General features: G+C 69.1%; 12 protein-coding genes and 1 tRNA gene. 7 read left to right on the forward strand and 6 right to left on the reverse strand.

Annotation, left to right across the window (positions count from 1 at the left end):
- Nucleotides 1–179 precede the first annotated feature (179 nt).
- The 4 genes from CCN37_RS02760 to CCN37_RS02775 all read right to left on the reverse strand — a co-directional run bounded on the left by CCN37_RS02760 (nucleotide 180) and on the right by CCN37_RS02775 (nucleotide 2,338).
- Nucleotides 180–1,361: a tyrosine-type recombinase/integrase gene (locus CCN37_RS02760; protein WP_246842778.1), complete on the reverse strand. Its 1,182-nt coding sequence runs from the start codon at nucleotides 1,359–1,361 to the stop codon at nucleotides 180–182.
- 157 nt (nucleotides 1,362–1,518) lie between these two features.
- A tRNA-Leu gene (locus CCN37_RS02765) sits at nucleotides 1,519–1,595 on the reverse strand.
- 64 nt (nucleotides 1,596–1,659) lie between these two features.
- Nucleotides 1,660–1,881 (reverse strand): hypothetical protein, encoded by a 222-nt coding sequence (locus CCN37_RS02770; protein WP_086819024.1) that lies wholly within the window; start codon nucleotides 1,879–1,881, stop codon nucleotides 1,660–1,662.
- A gap of 13 nt (nucleotides 1,882–1,894) precedes the next feature.
- Nucleotides 1,895–2,338, reverse strand: a complete 444-nt coding sequence (locus tag CCN37_RS02775) for a hypothetical protein (protein ID WP_086819025.1) — start codon at nucleotides 2,336–2,338, stop codon at nucleotides 1,895–1,897.
- Between the two features lie 88 nt (nucleotides 2,339–2,426).
- Here CCN37_RS02775 and CCN37_RS02780 point away from each other — a divergent pair, with 88 nt between their 5' ends.
- From CCN37_RS02780 to CCN37_RS02805, 6 genes are all read left to right on the forward strand, one after another.
- Nucleotides 2,427–2,960 (forward strand): AAA family ATPase, encoded by a 534-nt coding sequence (locus CCN37_RS02780; RefSeq protein ID WP_210407847.1) that lies wholly within the window; start codon nucleotides 2,427–2,429, stop codon nucleotides 2,958–2,960.
- 21 nt (nucleotides 2,961–2,981) lie between these two features.
- Nucleotides 2,982–4,550 (forward strand): ABC transporter permease, encoded by a 1,569-nt coding sequence (locus CCN37_RS02785; RefSeq protein WP_086819027.1) that lies wholly within the window; start codon nucleotides 2,982–2,984, stop codon nucleotides 4,548–4,550.
- Between the two features lie 82 nt (nucleotides 4,551–4,632).
- Entirely contained in the window at nucleotides 4,633–6,759 is a 2,127-nt protein-coding gene (glgX, locus tag CCN37_RS02790) for a glycogen debranching protein GlgX (protein ID WP_086819028.1), read from the forward strand.
- Nucleotides 6,756–9,038, forward strand: a complete 2,283-nt coding sequence (gene treY, locus CCN37_RS02795) for a malto-oligosyltrehalose synthase (RefSeq protein ID WP_086819029.1) — start codon at nucleotides 6,756–6,758, stop codon at nucleotides 9,036–9,038. Before glgX ends, treY begins: the two co-directional genes overlap by 4 nt.
- Nucleotides 9,031–10,746, forward strand: a complete 1,716-nt coding sequence (gene treZ, locus CCN37_RS02800; protein WP_086819030.1) for a malto-oligosyltrehalose trehalohydrolase — start codon at nucleotides 9,031–9,033, stop codon at nucleotides 10,744–10,746. The genes treY and treZ overlap by 8 nt, the downstream gene beginning before the upstream one ends.
- Nucleotides 10,747–10,934: 188 nt before the next feature.
- Complete coding sequence (locus tag CCN37_RS02805) at nucleotides 10,935–13,043, forward strand: diguanylate cyclase (protein ID WP_086819031.1); 2,109 nt, start codon at nucleotides 10,935–10,937, stop codon at nucleotides 13,041–13,043.
- A 19-nt stretch (nucleotides 13,044–13,062) separates the two neighbouring features.
- On the opposite strand, the gene CCN37_RS02810 is transcribed toward CCN37_RS02805, so the two are convergent.
- Nucleotides 13,063–13,722 (reverse strand): transcriptional regulator, encoded by a 660-nt coding sequence (locus CCN37_RS02810; RefSeq protein WP_246842779.1) that lies wholly within the window; start codon nucleotides 13,720–13,722, stop codon nucleotides 13,063–13,065.
- A 188-nt stretch (nucleotides 13,723–13,910) separates the two neighbouring features.
- On the opposite strand from CCN37_RS02810, the gene CCN37_RS02815 reads away from it, so the two are divergent.
- Nucleotides 13,911–15,335, forward strand: coding sequence for a pyridoxal-dependent decarboxylase (locus tag CCN37_RS02815; protein ID WP_086819032.1), 1,425 nt, complete (start codon nucleotides 13,911–13,913; stop codon nucleotides 15,333–15,335).
- Here CCN37_RS02815 and CCN37_RS02820 read toward each other — a convergent pair.
- Nucleotides 15,303–16,502: a PLP-dependent aspartate aminotransferase family protein gene (locus CCN37_RS02820; RefSeq protein WP_086819033.1), complete on the reverse strand. Its 1,200-nt coding sequence runs from the start codon at nucleotides 16,500–16,502 to the stop codon at nucleotides 15,303–15,305. The genes CCN37_RS02815 and CCN37_RS02820 overlap by 33 nt on opposite strands.
- Between the last annotated feature and the right edge of the window lie 48 nt (nucleotides 16,503–16,550).

Below are 16,550 nucleotides of genomic sequence, written 5' to 3' on the forward strand. Positions count from 1 at the left end.
CCGCAACCTGATGCAAACCCGTGAGTGCACGCAGGCCGTTGACCACGCCAGGCAGCCGCCAAGCTTCGACCATCACGCCCCCAGCGAGTCCCGCAGAACCGATAGTTGCCACGCTTCGCAGCATAATTGAACATGTGTTCGAAAGCGACTGTGCCGGTGTCCCCGGTGCAGCACGGCGTCTACGGTCTCCGCTTCGGCATACGCGAGCCGAGGATCTCGGCGGCTTTGCGGTCGGTGGCGGCGACCCAGGCGGCGTAGACGCGCAGAGTGGTCGCGCCGCCTCCTCCGTGGCCAAGACGACCCGCGACCGTGCGGAGGTCGATCCCCGCTGTCAGAAGCTCCGTTGCCGAGTAGTGGCGAAGCGCATGAAGGTGGGTGTCGATTCCGAGCCTGGTTGCCATGTCCTTGTACCGCTGCGTCACGGCGTTGGGCGAGTAGGGCTCAGTGTGGCCCGGCGTCCGCGTGCCGGTGAAGACGAAGAGATCATCTGTGAACTTGCTGTCGAGTTCGCGTACTCGCGCGGCAACTCGATCTCGGTGCTCCTTGAGCAGGACAATGGTTTCCGTATCAAGGGCGATACGGCGGTTCTGGTGGGTCTTCGTGTCCTTCTCCTTGCCACCAACCCAGTTGCGGCGGAGGTCGATCACTTCGGCATCGAAGTCGATACAGGAGAACCGAAGACCTACAAGCTCGCCGCGACGCATGCCCGTCGTCACCGCGAGCCAAACGAGGGTGCCCCAGTCATCGTCCATGCGGAACGCTTCGTCGACGAGCTTTGCAGCTTCGGCGGACGTCGGCGGGTCTGGCTCCGGCGGCTTCTGCCTCGGCCGACGTGCGATGCGCGCTGGATTGCCGTCGATCCACTGCCAGCGCTCAGCGGCTCCCAGGGTCCCGCTGATGATTGCGTGAAGCTGGCGAACGGTAGACGCCGCCATGGGTTTGCACTTGTGGACACGGCACTCTTCAGCCCCGCAATCGTGCTCGCCATCCTTCTTGTGCTGTTCAATGAATGGCGTCCCGTCACAACGAATGCGACAGCGGCGCAGCGCCGTGTAGAAGCTTTCAAGCGTGTGCGCGCTCAGCTTGTTCACTGATTCAGTGCCCAGCGCGGGTTTGATTGTGCGCTCGATGTAGCCCAAGTACGTCTTGCGAGTGCTGTCCTCGATCTCGCTCGTGCGCATCCACTCGTCAAGGGCGTAGCTGAGCTTCACAGATGAAGGCGTCTTGCGTTGCTTGTCGACGCGTACAGCGAACTCGTTGAGCTTCTTCTGCGCCCGCTTCTGGGCGGCTTCGTCGGTGCCCTGGATGGTCTCGCGGAGGTAGACCCGCTTGCCCGTGACGGGGTCCAGTCCGGCGTACACCTTGACGCGGAGCGTGCCTCCCCGCCGCTCGATCTCGCCCCGCTTCCGAGGCTGCTTTGCGCGCGCAACACCCATAGCCCCAGGTAACTCGCACCCGGGGCCGCACCCAATGATCAACATGTGATCAACTTTTTCGGTTGTTTCGCCTGGTGAGGCGTGGTGCCCCCGGTGCGACTCGAACGCACACTGGACGGATTTTGAGTCCGCTGCCTCTGCCGATTGGGCTACGGGGGCGTGTTCGGGAGCAGTCTACGGGGTCTGTCGATCACGTTGTCGGGGAGGTCGGCCAGCAGGGGTCTCAGTCGTCGTCGCGCTCGGAGCGGTGGGTGAGGCGGCCGCGGGTCAAGAGGTGCAGGAGAGTCCAAGCGCCCCAGAGCAAGCAGAAGAAGAGGGCGTAGCCGGAGAGCTGGACGGGGGCCGGGCGGGCGGAGAGGTCGAGCAGGTCGAAGAGGGCGAACAGGAGCGTTGTCCCGGCCGCGGTGGCGATGCCGCCGCGCCAGTGGGTTGGATGCCGGGACATGCTCCTCCTGCCGTTAGGGCTTGGGGCCGAGTTTGATGACGAGCCACAGGACGGCGGCGGCGACGGGGCGTTTGAGCTTGTTCACCATCCAAGCCCACGGGACGATGCCGCCGATGCAGCCCGCGACGAGGTTCTCGATGCGGGAGACAGCGTCGTTCTGCTTACCGGTGTTGACCAAGTGGACCAGTTCCGAGATCGCGGCGCTGGTCAGAGCTCCGGCTACGCAGCGGGCGATGAGCGGCAGGGCGACGGCGATGAAGACGGGCAGTGCACGGGGTGCGATCTCGCCGTTGTCGCTGGCCTCGGCCTTGGCAGTGGCGTAGTCGCGCTCCAGTGCGGCTGCTTGCTGGACGTACACGGCGCGAGCGGCCTCGTCCTGCGGGAACAGGACCGCGGCGGCCTGTTCGGGCGTTGAGTTGTTCGGGACGGCGTTGAGCTTCTCAATCAGCTGTTCCACGTGTTCCCCCCAAATCTGGATGAAGCGGACGCTAAGTGGAGTTCTTCGATTGAGAGGACGAATGGGGTTGCGGTCACCTGATGGGGTCGTGCGTTCTCTGGACAACCGGGGCGTGCCTGAGCTGCCGACGTTGGTGGTGGTGAGCGGGGTGCCAGGGGCGGGGAAGACGACGTTGGCGCATGCGCTGGCGAAGCGGTTGGGGTGTCCGGCGGTGTGCCGGGATGAGATCAAGGAGGGGATGGTGCACGCGACGCCGAGCGCAGACAGGGAGGAGTTGAGTCGGCGGACGCTGCAGGTGTTCTTCGGAGTGGTGGAGCAGCTGCTGCGCGCGGGGGTGACGACGGTGGCGGAGGCGGCGTTCCAGGATCGGTTGTGGAGGCCGGGGTTGGAGCCGTTGCGAGGCCTGGCGAAGCTCAAGGTCGTGCACTGCGTGGTGGACGCGGAGACGGCGCTGGCCAGGAGAAGGCATAGGTGGGCGGAGGACCCGGCGCGGCGGGCGCATGAGGATGGGGTGGCGCCGCAAGGGAGCTTCGTGCGACTGAAAACCAGGGGCATCGAGGTGGACACCACGGACGGGTACGAGCCGGACCTCCAAGCGATCACGGACTTCATGAAGTTGTGAAAGTTGTGTAGCTTGAAGCGCGTGACGGGGACGTGGCGGTTGGTGCGACTGGTCCTGCGGCGGGAGCGCGTGGTGCTGCCGGCGTGGGTGGGCCTGGCGCTGCTGATGATCATCGGGATGGTGCCGTACTACGACCGGCGGCTGCCCTCGGCGGAAGCGCGGCAGGCGTTGGTGGACGAGGTGGTGGGGAACCGCGTCCTGCTGGGCTTCGGCGGGGAGATCGCGGGGCCGGACATCGGGAGCCTGGTGGCGTGGAAGATCGGGGACCCGGTCTATTCGCTGGTGGGCGTGTTCGTGCTGCTCATGGTGGTCAGGCACACGCGCGCGGAGGAGGACGAAGGGCGCGCGGAGCTTCTGGGGGCGGGGGTCGTCGGGCGACACGCGCAGTTGACGGCGACGGTGCTGGTGACAGTGGCCGCGTGCCTGGCGGTGGGGGTGTTGTCGGCACTGGGGATGGTGGCGCTGGGCGTGGAGCCGGTGGGCACGGTGGCGTTCGGGTTGTGCGTGGTGGCGCCGGGCGTGGTGTTCGCGGCGGTGGCGGCCCTGGCGGCGCAGCTGGCGGGCAACGCGCGGAGTGCGAGCGTGCTGGCGGCGGGGGTGCTGGGCGCGGGCTACGTGGTGCGGTTCGTGGCGGACGCGAGCGGCGAAGGGTGGTTGAGGTGGTTCTCGCCGCAGGGCTGGAGCCACCTGGTGGACCCGTACGGAGAGCGCGCGTGGGCGGTGTTCGTGGTGCCGACGGTGGTGGCGGGACTGGTCCTAGCAACCGCGTACGCGTTGAACGGGCGGCGTGACCTGGGCGTGGGGGTGCTGCGGGCGCGGCAAAGGACGTCGAAGCCGGTGCGGGGGCCGTTGGCGTTGGCGTGGCGGCTGCACCGGGGATTGCTGGCGGGGTGGTCGCTGGGGTTCGTGGCGGTGGGCCTGCTGCTGGGCGGAGTGGCGAGCGACGTCCCGGACCTGGCGGAGCGGGCGGGCGACACGGTGAAGGAGTTCTTCGCGCGCTACTCGGACTCCCCCTCGGCGACGTTGGGCGACGCGTTCCTGTGGTTGATCGTGCTGACGATGGGCTACACGGCGGCGCTGTACCCGGTGCTGGCGACGTTGCGGCTGCGCGCGGAGGAGTCCTCGGGCCGGGCGGAAGCATTGCTGGCGACGGAGGTGAGCCGGGTTCACTGGGCGGCCAGCCACCTGGTGTTCTCGGTGCTGGGCTCGGCGGTGGTGCTGGGCGCGGGCGGCGTGGCGGCGGGCCTGGCGAGCGGCCGGGTGGGCGCGTTGGTGGAAGGCGCGCTGGTGCAGCTGCCGGCGGTGTGGATCGTGGCGGGTGTGGCGGCGCTGGCGGTTGGCGTGTTGCCCAGGCAAGCGGCGGCGATCGGTTGGTCCACCTGGGTGTTTGTGAACGTGTTCGGCGAGATCGTGGGGCCCGCGATGGGCATCGACTACTGGGTGGCGGACCTGGTGGTGCCGTTCCACCACCTGCCGAAAGTGCTCTCCGGCGGAGCTCTTGAGCTCGCTCCGCTGCTGCTCATGACGGGTCTGGCGGCCGCGCTGATCGGGGCGGGTCTGGTCGGGTTGCGGCGGCGCGACCTGGGCTGAAACGATCAGGAGAGCGCTGCGTTTACGTGATCGTCGGCCTGGTAACTACCCACTGGGCAGCGCGCCCCCCTGAGGAGACGACATGCAGCCGTGGCCGGGTCAGGCTTATCCACTCGGTGCGACGTACGACGGCACCGGCACCAACTTCGCACTTTTCTCCAGTGTCGCCACGAAGGTCGAGCTGTGCCTGTTCGACGACGAGGGCGAGGAGACGCGGGTCCGACTGCACGAGGTGGACGCCTTCGTGTGGCACGGCTACCTGCCGCACGTGATCCCGGGACAGCGCTACGGCTACCGGGTCCACGGCCCGCACGAGCCGGAGAACGGCATGCGCTGCAACCCGAACAAGCTCCTGCTGGACCCGTACGCGAAGGCGGTGGACGGGGAGTTCGAGTGGCACGAAGCGCTCTTCGACTACCGCTTCGACGACCCGGACGCGCTCAACGAGCTGGACTCGGCGCCGTACGTGCCGAAGGCGGTGGTGATCAACCCGTTCTTCGACTGGTCGGCGGACCGCGCGCCGAAGACGCCGTACCACCGGACGGTGATCTACGAGACGCACGTGCGCGGGCTGACGATCGACCACCCGGACATCCCGATGGAGCTGCGCGGCACCTACGCGGGCCTGGCGCACCCGGTGATGATCGACTACCTGACGAAGCTCGGGGTGACCGCGGTCGAGCTGATGCCGGTGCACCAGTTCATCCCCGAGCACTCGCTGGTGGAGCGCGGGCTGACGAACTACTGGGGCTACAGCACACTCGGGTACTTCGCGCCGCACGACGCCTACGCCTCGCAGACGATGCAGGGCAACCAGGTGCAGGAGTTCAAGGCGATGGTCCGCTCGCTGCACCAGGCGGGCATCGAGGTCATCCTGGACGTGGTCTACAACCACACGGCGGAGGGCAACCACCTCGGCCCGACGCTGAGCCTGCGGGGCATCGACAACGCGGCGTACTACCGGTTGGTCGAGGACGACCAGCGCTACTACATGGACTACACGGGCACCGGGAACTCGCTGAACGCGCGTGATCCGCACACGTTGCAGCTGATCATGGACTCGCTGCGGTACTGGGTGACCGAGATGCACGTGGACGGGTTCCGCTTCGACCTCGCCTCCACGTTGGCGCGCGAGTTCTACGACGTGGACCGGCTGAGCGCGTTCTTCGACATCGTGCAGCAGGACCCGATCATCAGCAGGGCCAAGCTGATCGCGGAGCCGTGGGACGTCGGGCCCGGTGGCTACCAGGTCGGCAACTTCCCTCCACTGTGGACGGAGTGGAACGGGCAGTACCGCGACACGGTGCGCGACTTCTGGCGCGGGGAGCCCGCGACGCTGGGCGAGTTCGCTTCGCGCATCACGGGTTCTTCCGATCTCTACCAGGACGACGGGCGCAAGCCGTTCGCGTCGATCAACTTCGTCACCGCGCACGACGGCTTCACCATGACCGACCTGGTGTCCTACAACGAGCGGCACAACGAGGCCAACGGCGAGGGCAACAACGACGGGCACTCCGACAACCGCTCGTGGAACTGCGGCGCGGAAGGGCCGACCGACGACGAGGGCGTGAACGCGTTGCGGCGGCGGCAGATCCGCAACTTCATCGCGACGCTCGCGGTCTCGCAGGGTGTGCCGATGATCTCCCACGGCGACGAGATCGGGCGGACGCAGAACGGCAACAACAACGCCTACTGCCAGAACAACGAGCTGAGCTGGGTGGACTGGAAGCGCGCCGCCGAGCACGAGGACCTGTACGAGTTCACGTCCTCGATGCTGGAGCTGCGGCGCGCGCACCCGGTGTTCCGCAGGCAGCGGTTCTTCCGAGGTCGTCCGTTGCGGCGCGGCGAAGAGCTGCGGGACATCGCGTGGTTCACGCCGTCAGGGCGCGAGATGACCGACGAGGACTGGGAAGCCGGGTTCGGCAAGTGCATCATCGTCTTCCTCAACGGCGAGGGGCTGACCGACCGGGACGAGCGCGGCGAGCTGGTGACCGACGACTCGTTCCTGTTGTGCTTCAACGGACATGACGGGGAGATCGAGGTGACGGTGCCGGACGGCGGCTACGGCGAGGAGTGGGCGGTCGTCGTGGACACGGCCTCCGGCGAGGTCTTCGCGGACGACCGCTCCTCCCCCACGCACGCGTTGCTGGGCGGTCAGCAGATCATGGTGAAGGACCGGTCCCTCGTCGTGTTGCAGCGCACGCGATGAGCTCGGCGCCCAGCTCGACCTACCGCCTGCAGCTCGGCCCCGGCTGCACGTTCGCGGATGTGTCGGAGCTCGCGGAGTACCTGGATCTCCTTGGTGCTGGGGCGGTGTACGCGTCGCCGGTGTTGCAGGCGGCGCCGGGCTCCACGCACGGCTACGACGTGGCGGACACGACGCGGGTGTCGGAGTCCTTGGGCGGCGAGGAGCAGCGGCGCCTGCTCGCGGAGCGGCTGCGCAAGCTGGGCATGGGCCTGGTGGTGGACGTCGTCCCGAACCACATGGGTGTGGCGAAGGCGGAGGCCAACGCCTGGTGGTGGGATGTGCTCAAGCACGGCCGGGAGTCGGTGCACGCCAAGTACTTCGACATCGACTGGGGTCGTGGTGCGGTGTTGATCCCAGTGCTCGGCGATGACTCGGCGGAGGACGATCTCCGCGTTGAGGACGACCGGCTCGTGTACTACGAGCACGTCTTCCCGATCGCGCCGGGGACTGGCGAGGGCTCGGCACGGGACGTGCACGCGCGGCAGCACTATCGCCTGGTGTCGTGGCGACGCGCGTCGGCGGAGCTGACCTATCGGCGGTTCTTCGACATCAACGAGCTGGCCGCGGTGCGGGTGGAGGACCCAGAGGTCTTCGAGGCTGCGCACGCGGAGCTGCTGCGGTGGGTGGCTGCGGGGGAGGTCACGGGCCTGCGCATCGACCACCCGGACGGGCTGACCGAGCCGGGCGAGTACATGCGGCGGTTGCGCGCGGCAGCGCCGGACTCGTGGCTCGTGGTGGAGAAAATCCTTGCGCCAGAAGAAGAACTGCCGCCGTCGTGGCCCGTGGACGGGACGACGGGGTACGAAGCGCTGCGCGAGGTGTGCGGGCTCTTCATCGACTCGAACGGTGAAGTCGCGGTGACGGCGCTCGCGGCTGAGGCCGGGGTTCCGGTCAGCGTTCACGACGTCGAGCACGGGTGCAAGCGCGCGGCGGCGAACGTGATGCTGCTGGCGGAGGTCAGGCGGATCGCACGGCTGCTGCGCGTGGACGACGCGGAGGCGGCGGTCGCGGAGCTGCTGGCCGCGTTCCCGGTGTACAGAAGCTATTTGCCGGAGGGCGACGGTCACCTCCAGGTCGCGGTGGACGCGGCGTGCCGGGCTCGGCCGGAGCTGGCGGCGTCGATCACCGCGATCGGCGAGCTGATGCGCGCGGAGCCGGAAAGCGAGCTGACGCAACGGATTCAGCAGACTTCGGCGATGGTGATGGCCAAGGGCGTAGAGGACACGGCGGGCTATCGGCTGACGCGGTTCGCCGCGCTGAACGAGGTCGGCGGCGCGTTCGACCGGTTCGGCGTCGACGTGGAGGAGTTCCACGCGAAGTGGTCGGCGCGGCAGGCTGGTTGGCCGCGCACGATGACGACGCTGTCGACGCACGACACCAAGCGCTCGGAAGACGTTCGCGCCCGGCTCGCGGTGCTGAGCGAGATGCCGGAGGAGTTCGCGGCGGCGGTGCGGCGGTGGAGCGCGCGGCGGGCGTTGCCGGAGCCGACGCTGAACCTGTTGGCGTGGCAGACACTCGTGGGCGCGTGGCCGATCGACGTGGAGCGGCTGGGCGGCTACCTGGCCAAGGCCGCGAAGGAAGCGAAGCTGCGCACGACCTGGGTGGACGCGAACGCGGAGTTCGACGAGCAGGTGCAGCGTTGGGTGCGCGACGTGCTCTCGGACACGGAACTGCTTTCGGACGTGGAGCGACTGCTGGAGCGCGTTCGCGTGCCGGGGTGGTCGAACTCCTTGGGACAGAAGCTCTTCCAGCTCGCCGGTCCCGGCGTTCCCGATGTGTACCAGGGCACGGAGCTGTGGGACTACTCGCTGGTCGACCCGGACAACCGTCGACCGGTGGACTTCGACGCGCGGCGGAACCTGTTGCGACGCTTGGATGCTGGATGGTTGCCGGACCTGGACGAGCTGGGGTCGGCGAAGCTGCTCGTGACCGCGCGGACGCTGCGTCTGCGGCGTGATCGGCCGGAGCTGTTCGAGTCGTACCGCCCGATCCGGGCGGAGGGTGTCGCGGCGCGGCACGCGGTGGCTTTCGCGCGCAGCAACGACTTGGTGGCCGTGGCGACTCGGTTGCCGTTGGGGCTCAACGCTTCGGGCGGCTGGGGTGACACCCGACTGCCGCTGTTCGACGGCTCGTGGACCGATGTGATCACCGGGCGCGCGGTGGACTCGCGTGCGCCGTTGCTGGCCGATCTGCTCAGCCCCTACCCGGTCGCTTTGCTTGTGAGGGAATCGAATGCTTGAGGTCTGGGCTCCGGAGCGCGAGCGGGTTCGGGCGGTTGTCGGCGACGCGACCGTTGAGCTGCGGCGCGGCGACGACGGCTGGTGGCGCGGCGAGACGGCCAGCGAGGGCGACTACGCGTTCCTGCTGGACGACGACAGCACCGAGCAGCCCGATCCGCGGGCGACGTGGCAGCCCAACGGCGTGTTCGGGCGGTCGCGGCACTACGACCACGGTGCCTTCGAGTGGAGCGACCAGGGCTGGACGGGGCGCGCGCTGCCGGGCTCGGTGATCTACGAGCTGCACATCGGCACGTTCACCGCCGATGGCACCTTCGACTCGGCGATCGAGCGCCTGGATCACTTGGTGGACCTGGGAGTCGACCTCGTCGAACTGCTGCCGGTGAACGCCTTCGACGGGCCGCACGGCTGGGGCTACGACGGTGTGCTCTGGTACGCGGTGCACGAGCCCTACGGCGGGCCGGACGGGCTGAAGCGCTTCGTGGACGCGTGCCACCGGCGCGGGCTGGGCGTGCTGTTGGACGTGGTGCACAACCACCTCGGGCCGTCCGGGGCGAACCTGGAGCGCTTCGGTCCGTACTTCGCGGGCCAGAACATCTGGGGTCCGTCGCTGAACCTGGACGGGGCGGGCTCCGACGAGGTGCGGCGCTACGTGCTGGACAACGCGCTGGGCTGGCTGCGGGACTTCCACCTCGACGGGCTGCGCCTGGACGCGGTGCACGCGCTGGTGGACCGGCGGGCCACGCACCTGCTGGAGGAGCTGGCGGAGGAGGTCGAGGTGCTGTCCGCGCACGTCGGCAGGCCGCTGGCGCTGATCGCGGAGTCCGACCTCAACGACGCGAAGCTGGTGACCTCGCGCGAAGCCGGCGGCTACGGGCTGGGCGCGCAGTGGAGCGACGACCTGCACCACTGCCTGCACACGGCGCTGACCGGCGAGCGGCAGGGCTACTACGCGGACTTCGGGTCGTTGGAGTCGCTGGCGAACACGCTGCGCGGGGTGTTCTTCCACGCGGGCACGTGGTCGTCGTTCCGGGGCCGCACGCACGGCAGACCAGTAGATACGCGGTACCTGCCGGGACACCGTTTCCTCGCGTACTCGCAGAACCACGACCAGATCGGCAACCGCGCGACCGGCGACCGGCTGTCGGCGACGCTGTCCCCCGGGCTGCTCGGCTGCGCGGCGGCGATCGTGCTGGGTTCGCCGTACACGCCGATGCTGTTCATGGGCGAGGAGTGGGGCGCGAGCACGCCGTGGCAGTTCTTCGCCTCCTTCCCCGACCCCGGGCTGGCCGATGCGGTGCGGACCGGGCGGCGGCGGGAGTTCGGCGAGCACGGCTGGGGCGAGGCGGATGTCCCCGATCCGATGGACACCGCCACATTCGAACGTTCGAAGTTGAAGTGGGCCGAGTCCGGTGAGGGACATCACCGCGAGCTGCTGGAGACCTACCGCGCGCTGCTGCGGTTGCGGCGCGAGCGCACGGAGCTGACCGACCCGAGACTGCACCTGTTGCGCGTGGAGCACGACGAGGACGCGCGGTGGTTGGTGCTGCACAGGGGTTCTCTGCGGGTGGTGTGCAATCTGGGCGCGGAAGCGGTGGAGATTCCGCTCGGCCCGATCCGGGAGACGCTGCTGCACAACGGTGAGGTCGCTCTGTTGGGGGAAACGCTTCGCGTCTCCGCGGAAACCTTCGCGATCGTGGCGTGTGATTGAGTCCGAAAACACCCGTTTAGCGCCGTGAACGTGCTCTTGTGCAGGTAGCGGGCCCACTCGGCAAGAAGTCAAATGGTCTGGCAGTGTCGCGCGGCGGACAGATCAGGCATGATTCGTTTCCGATACGTGATCTGCGTGCTCGCCTTCGTGAGCACGGTGCTGACGTCGGGTGCGGATGAGAGGTCTCAATGAACTCACGGGGCCCGAAACCACTCCCCCAGAAGGCGTGGCTGGCCTACCTGCTCATCGGTCTGACGGCGGTCGGCGGCTACTACCTGATCCCCGCCGAGGGCTTCGGCGTCTGGGGAAGGCTGCTCACCTACTGCCTGCTGACCTCCTCGGCGGCGGTCGCGGTGTTCGTGGGCCTGTTCCGGTACCGGCCGCGGGTGTGGGTGCCGTGGCTGCTGCTCGGGCTGAGCCAGGTGATCTACGCCAGCGCGGACGCGACCTTCTACATCTCGCACTACATCTTCGGCAAGACCGGTTTCCCCGGGTACGCGGACCCGATCTACATCAGCCACTACCCGCTGGTGGTGGCCGGTCTGCTGCTGCTGATCCGCAGGCGCAGCCCCGGCGGCGACCTGCCCGGCCTGCTCGACGCGGCGGTGCTCGCGGTGGTCGCGGCGATGCTGACCTGGCTGTACCTGATCGGGCCGCCGACGGTGTCCAACTCCCCGGCGCTGACCAGGGCGTTCCTGATGACCTTCCCGCTGATGGACCTGGTCATGCTGGCGGTGGGCCTGCGGCTGCTGCTCGGTCCGGGCCAGCGGCCCGCGGCGTTCTCGCTGCTGTGCGCCAACCTGTTCGGGATCTTCGCGGCGGACACGATCTACAGCCTGATGCGGCTGGGCGAGAAGTACTGGGTCGGCAACTTCATCGACGCGATCTGGCTGGCCGGCAACCTCGCGCTCGGCGCGGCGGCGCTGCACCCGACGATGACGCAGCTGGCCGATCGCGCGCCGACCGTGGACAAGCACCTCGGCCCGTCGCGGATCGCGGTGCTGATCGGTGCGGCTCTGGTCGCCCCGGTGACGCTGCTCGTGCAGAACGCCAACGGCTCGATGCACGACATCCCGGTGATCGCGATCGCGTGCGCGCTGCTGTTCCTGCTGGTCATCGCCCGGCTGGCGGATCTGGTGTCGGATCAGCGGCGGCTGGCCATCACCGATCCGCTGACCAAGCTGCACACCCGGCGCTTCTTCGAGGCGCAGCTACCGATGGAAGTCGCCCGCGCGCAGCGGAGCGCGAGCGCGTTCGCGGTGCTGATCATCGACGTCGACCACTTCAAGTCGATCAACGACCACTACGGGCACCCCGCGGGCGACCAGGCGCTGATCGAGATCGCGGCGCGGCTGCGCAAGGCGACACGGGCGGGCGACGTGCTGGCGCGCTACGGCGGCGAGGAGTTCGCGCTGCTGGCCCGTGACACCGACCTGGACGAGCTGCCCAAGATCGCCGAGCGGTTGCGGCACCAGGTGGCCAGCAGCCCGATCGCGGTCTCGGAGGAGACCTGGCTCGCGGTCACGGTGTCAGTTGGTATCGCGGCCCATCCGCTGCACGGCACGCGGCCGGACGAGCTGATCGCGGTCGCCGACCGGGCGCTGTACTCGGCCAAGGCGCGCGGCCGGGACCGAGTGGTGATCGGTACCGCGCCCGAACTGGGACCGGGTCTCGGCGAGCACACCGGCATGATCGACTACCTCGGGCACCTGGCCGACGAGGTGGACTCGATGCTCTCCACCTACGAGCACAGCAGGGCGATCGCGCGGTGGGCGCGGCTGATGTCCGCCGAGCTCGGCCACGACGAGGCCGGGGTGCGCTGCGCCGAGCTGGCCGGGCGGCTGCACGACGTCGGCAAGATCGTGATCCCGCCGGAGGTGCTGGGCAAGCCCGCGCGGCTGTCGGCGCAGGAGTGGGAGCTGATGCGCCAGCACCCCGACAGCGGCTACCGGATGGTGGCGGCGGTCCCCGGCTGCGACGTCGTCGCGGAGATCGTCCGCCAGCACCACGAACGCCCAGATGGAACCGGGTACCCGCGTCGGCTGCGCGACTCCGAGATCCGGATCGAGGCGAAGATCATCTCGGTCTGCGACGCGTGGGCGGCGATGCTCTCCGACCGGCCGTACCAGACCGCGTTGACCGAGGACGAGGCCCGCGCGGAGCTGCGCCGCGGCTGCGGCACCCAGTTCGACACCGCCGTGGTGAACCTCTTCCTCGAACTCCAGGCCAAGGGCACGGTCGGCGACCTCCGCCGCCTTCGCTCGCACTCCGCCGCCCGCCGCCAGACCAACGCCTAGCCGTGCGGCTGGCGGAGTGCTACGCGGGCAGGTCGGCGAGGGTGTTCCAGAACTGGTGCTCGTAGTGCTGGAGGAGGCGGATCTGGTCCTCCACGGCTTCGCCGGTCCAGCCTGACGCCGTGCCTGCCTCGACGGCGGCCGTCGCGAACTGAGCGCCCGAAGGGTCGGGGTCGGCGAAGAGGTCGAAGAAGCCGCAGCCCTCGTCGTCGAAGCCGTAGTGCTCGCGCAGGCCCCGCGACGCGGAAGCGCAGTAGCCGCCCCAGCCGCCGAAGCCCGCGACCAGGGTCACGAGCACGTCGAGCGGGTCACCGTTGAGCGCGAGCGAAGCGACGTAGGACGGGTAGGACTGGCAGCCGGGCTGCGTCTTGTAGGCGCGCACGGCGTCGGCGTCCATGCCGCACTGCTTCGCGAGCACGGCGACGCGCTCCAGTGCGACGGCCTCCCCGGCGGCGAGGCCGGAGAAGAACTGCCGGGCGTTGGGCTCCTCGGCGCGCGCGGCGAGGGTGAGGAAGGCCCGCCAGTCACTGGTGATCACGCGGTGCTGCTCGGCGGCGAGCGCGCCGATGGTCGACAGGGGCGCCTGCCCGCTCTCGATGAGGCGGATCAGTCGGTTCTCGCCACCGGCCTCGTCGAACTGCTGTTGGGCCGCGGCCAGCCGTGCGTCTGCCGATCCGGTCATCGCCTGCCTTCTCCCTGAATCGTTGCCGTGCCGGGAATCTCGCGAGGGAAGCGTATGTCAGCGCGGAGGCTTCCTCGCGCCGAAGGTGTGCCTTATCGAAGGATTCACGGGCCAGCGGAGTCGAATTGGCCGTTGACCGATGGTCCCTTCGACACGAAGGCTGAGGTGTCCGCTGAAAGGGGTAATCCGTGCCACCGTTTCCCGACGACAGCGTCGAATTGCTCGAACTGGTCGCGCGCTACCAACGGAAACTGCTCTCCGCGCCGCCGGATCAGCTCGTCCGCCCCGAGGCGACGGAGTCGGGTCTGCCGCCGGGTGATCTCGCGCTCCCGGAGGACGGGATCGGCGCGGACCCGGCGGTGACCGAACTGTCGGAGCGCTTGCTGGAGACGGCGATCCGTTCGGCGGGGCCGCGGTTCTTCCACTTCGTGATCGGCGGCGTGACCCCGGCCGCGCTGGCGGCGGACATGCTCACCTCCACGGCTGACCAGAACACGGGCATGTGGGTCAGCTCGCCGATCGGCGCGCACACGGAGGTCCTCGCGCTGCGGTGGTTGCGAGAACTCTTCGGCTTGCCCGCGGCGTGGTCGGGCGTGATCACCTCCGGCGCGACGATGGCGAACTTCGTCGGGCTCGCCTCCGCGCGCCGGTGGTGGGGCGCGAAGCACGGGGTCGACGTGGACGTCGAGGGTTTGTCCGGATTGCCGCGGATTCCCGTTCTGGCGAGCGGACATCTGCACTCCAGCGCGGTGAAGTCCTTGGGAATGCTCGGGATCGGCCGCTCCTCGGTGCGATTCCACCGCAACGACGACGGCAGTGTCGACCTCGCGGGCATGCGCGCGGACCTGGCTTCGCTCGGCGGCGCCCCGGCGATCATCTCCGCGAGCGCGGGCGAGGTGAACGCCGGGGCCTTCGACCCGATCGAGGAGCTGGCCGACCTCGCCGAGGAGTTCGGCGCGTGGTTGCACGTGGACGGCGCGTTCGGGCTGTTCGCCGCGCTCTCCGAGCGGACGCGGCACCTCGTCGCCGGGGTGGAGCGGGCGGACTCGGTCGGCTCGGACGGGCACAAGTGGCTGAACGTGCCCTACGACTGCGGCTTCGCGTTCGTGCGGCACCCGGAGCTGCTGGGGCCGATCTTCACCAACACCGCCGCGTACCTGCCCGGAGTGGACCTGGAGCGGCCGAACTACGGCAACCTCGGGCCCGAGAGTTCGCGCCGCGCAAGGGCTTTCGCGGTGTGGGCGACGCTGGCCGCCTACGGCCGCTCCGGCTACCGGAGGATGGTGGAGCGCCACCTCGACCTCGCGCAGCGGCTCGCCGAGCGCGTCCGCGCGGAGCCCTCGCTGGAGCTGCTGGCCGACGTTCCGCTCAACATCGTGTGCTTCCGCTACCACCCCGACGACGTCGCCGACGCGGAGCTGGACGCGCTGAACACCGCGATCGCCGATGCGGTGATCACCGACGGGCGCGTGCACTTCGGCTCGACGACCTATCGCGGGATGGTGGCGTTCCGGCCCGCCATCGTGAACTGGCGGACCGAGAACGCCGACATCGACCTGATCGTCCAGGTCGTGCTGGAGCTAGCTCAGCGCGTGCGCGAGGTCGGCCCATAGGTCTTCGGCGTGCTCGATGCCCACCGACATCCTGATGGTGCCCTCGGTGATGCCCGCGGCAGCGAGCCCGGCCGCGTCGAGCTGCCGATGCGTACTCGAAGAAGGTTGCAGCACAAGGGTTTCCACGCCGCCGAGGGAGGCGGCGAGGGTCGCGAGCCGGACTCGTTCGAGGAACCGGACCGCGCCCTCGTGGCCCTCGGCGATGTCGAAGCTCACCAGCGAGCCGAAGTCGCTGAGCAGCTTGACGGCCGTCTCGTGGTCGGGGTGGCTCGCCAAGCCCGGCCAGCGCACCGCGCTGATCGCCGGGTGCGCTTCGAGGCGTTCGGCGAGCACGCGCGCGTTGGCGCACTGTTTCGCTTGGCGCAGCGCCAAGGTCTGGAGCCCGCGCGCGGTCAGCCAGGCCGCGAACGGGTCCGCAGACGCGCCGTAGTCGAGCACCTGGTGCCAGGTCTGGCGGTAGAGCTCTTCCTCCGCGAACACCGCGATGCCGCCTATGACGTCGGAGTGGCCGCCGAGGAACTTCGTGCTGGAGTGCACGACGACGTGCGCGCCGTGCTCCAGCGGGCGGAACAGCAGCGGTGACGCGAAGGTGTTGTCCACCACCACGGTCAGCCCAGCTTCGCGCCCGATCCCGGCCAGCGCGGGCAGATCGTTGACGCGCGTGGTGGGGTTGGCGATGGTCTCCAAGTAGAGCAGCTTCGTGTTGGGGCGCAGCGCCTCCGTCAACTCCTGCGCCGTGCCGGAGATGAAGGTGACCTCGACGCCGAAGCGCTCGGAGAGATCGCGCAGCACGGAGACGGTGCCGCCGTAGAGGGCGCTCTGCGCGACGACGTGGTCGCCGGAGCGCAGCCGGGCCAGCAGCACCACGCTGATCGCGCCCATGCCGGAGGCGGTGGCCACGGCGGCGACCCCGCCTTCGAGGTCGGCGACGGCGTGCTCCAGCGCGCGCGTCGTGGGGTTGCCGTGCCTGGTGTAGGAGTAGGCGCCGTCCGGGACGGAAAGCGCTTCGGCGAGGCTCGCGCTGTCGGCGAAGGCGAAGGTGGAGCTCTGGAAGATCGGCAGGCTGAGCGGGCGGACCCCGTCGAGCTGCGGTGCGCGGATGTGCACGGCCCGGGTGCTGGGGTCGACTGGTGCATGATCAGCGTCGTACGGTGGCGAGGAACCCATGACACGAGCTTGATGACCGGGCCCGGTTGACCGGCAGCACCAATCAGG

Source organism: Allokutzneria sp. NRRL B-24872, from assembly GCF_002155965.1.
Taxonomy (GTDB): domain Bacteria; phylum Actinomycetota; class Actinomycetes; order Mycobacteriales; family Pseudonocardiaceae; genus Allokutzneria.

Bases quoted from the DNA above. Each gene is read 5' to 3' on its own strand.
- treZ (WP_086819030.1), top strand. From the start codon at position 9,031: ATGCTTGAGGTCTGGGCTCCGGAGCGCGAGCGGGTTCGGGCGGTTGTC.
- treY (WP_086819029.1), top strand. From the start codon at position 6,756: ATGAGCTCGGCGCCCAGCTCGACCTACCGCCTGCAGCTCGGCCCCGGC.
- CCN37_RS02805 (WP_086819031.1), top strand. From the start codon at position 10,935: ATGAACTCACGGGGCCCGAAACCACTCCCCCAGAAGGCGTGGCTGGCC.
- glgX (WP_086819028.1), top strand. From the start codon at position 4,633: ATGCAGCCGTGGCCGGGTCAGGCTTATCCACTCGGTGCGACGTACGAC.
- CCN37_RS02810 (WP_246842779.1), bottom strand. From the start codon at position 13,722: ATGACCGGATCGGCAGACGCACGGCTGGCCGCGGCCCAACAGCAGTTC.
- CCN37_RS02820 (WP_086819033.1), bottom strand. From the start codon at position 16,502: ATGGGTTCCTCGCCACCGTACGACGCTGATCATGCACCAGTCGACCCC.
- CCN37_RS02770 (WP_086819024.1), bottom strand. From the start codon at position 1,881: ATGTCCCGGCATCCAACCCACTGGCGCGGCGGCATCGCCACCGCGGCC.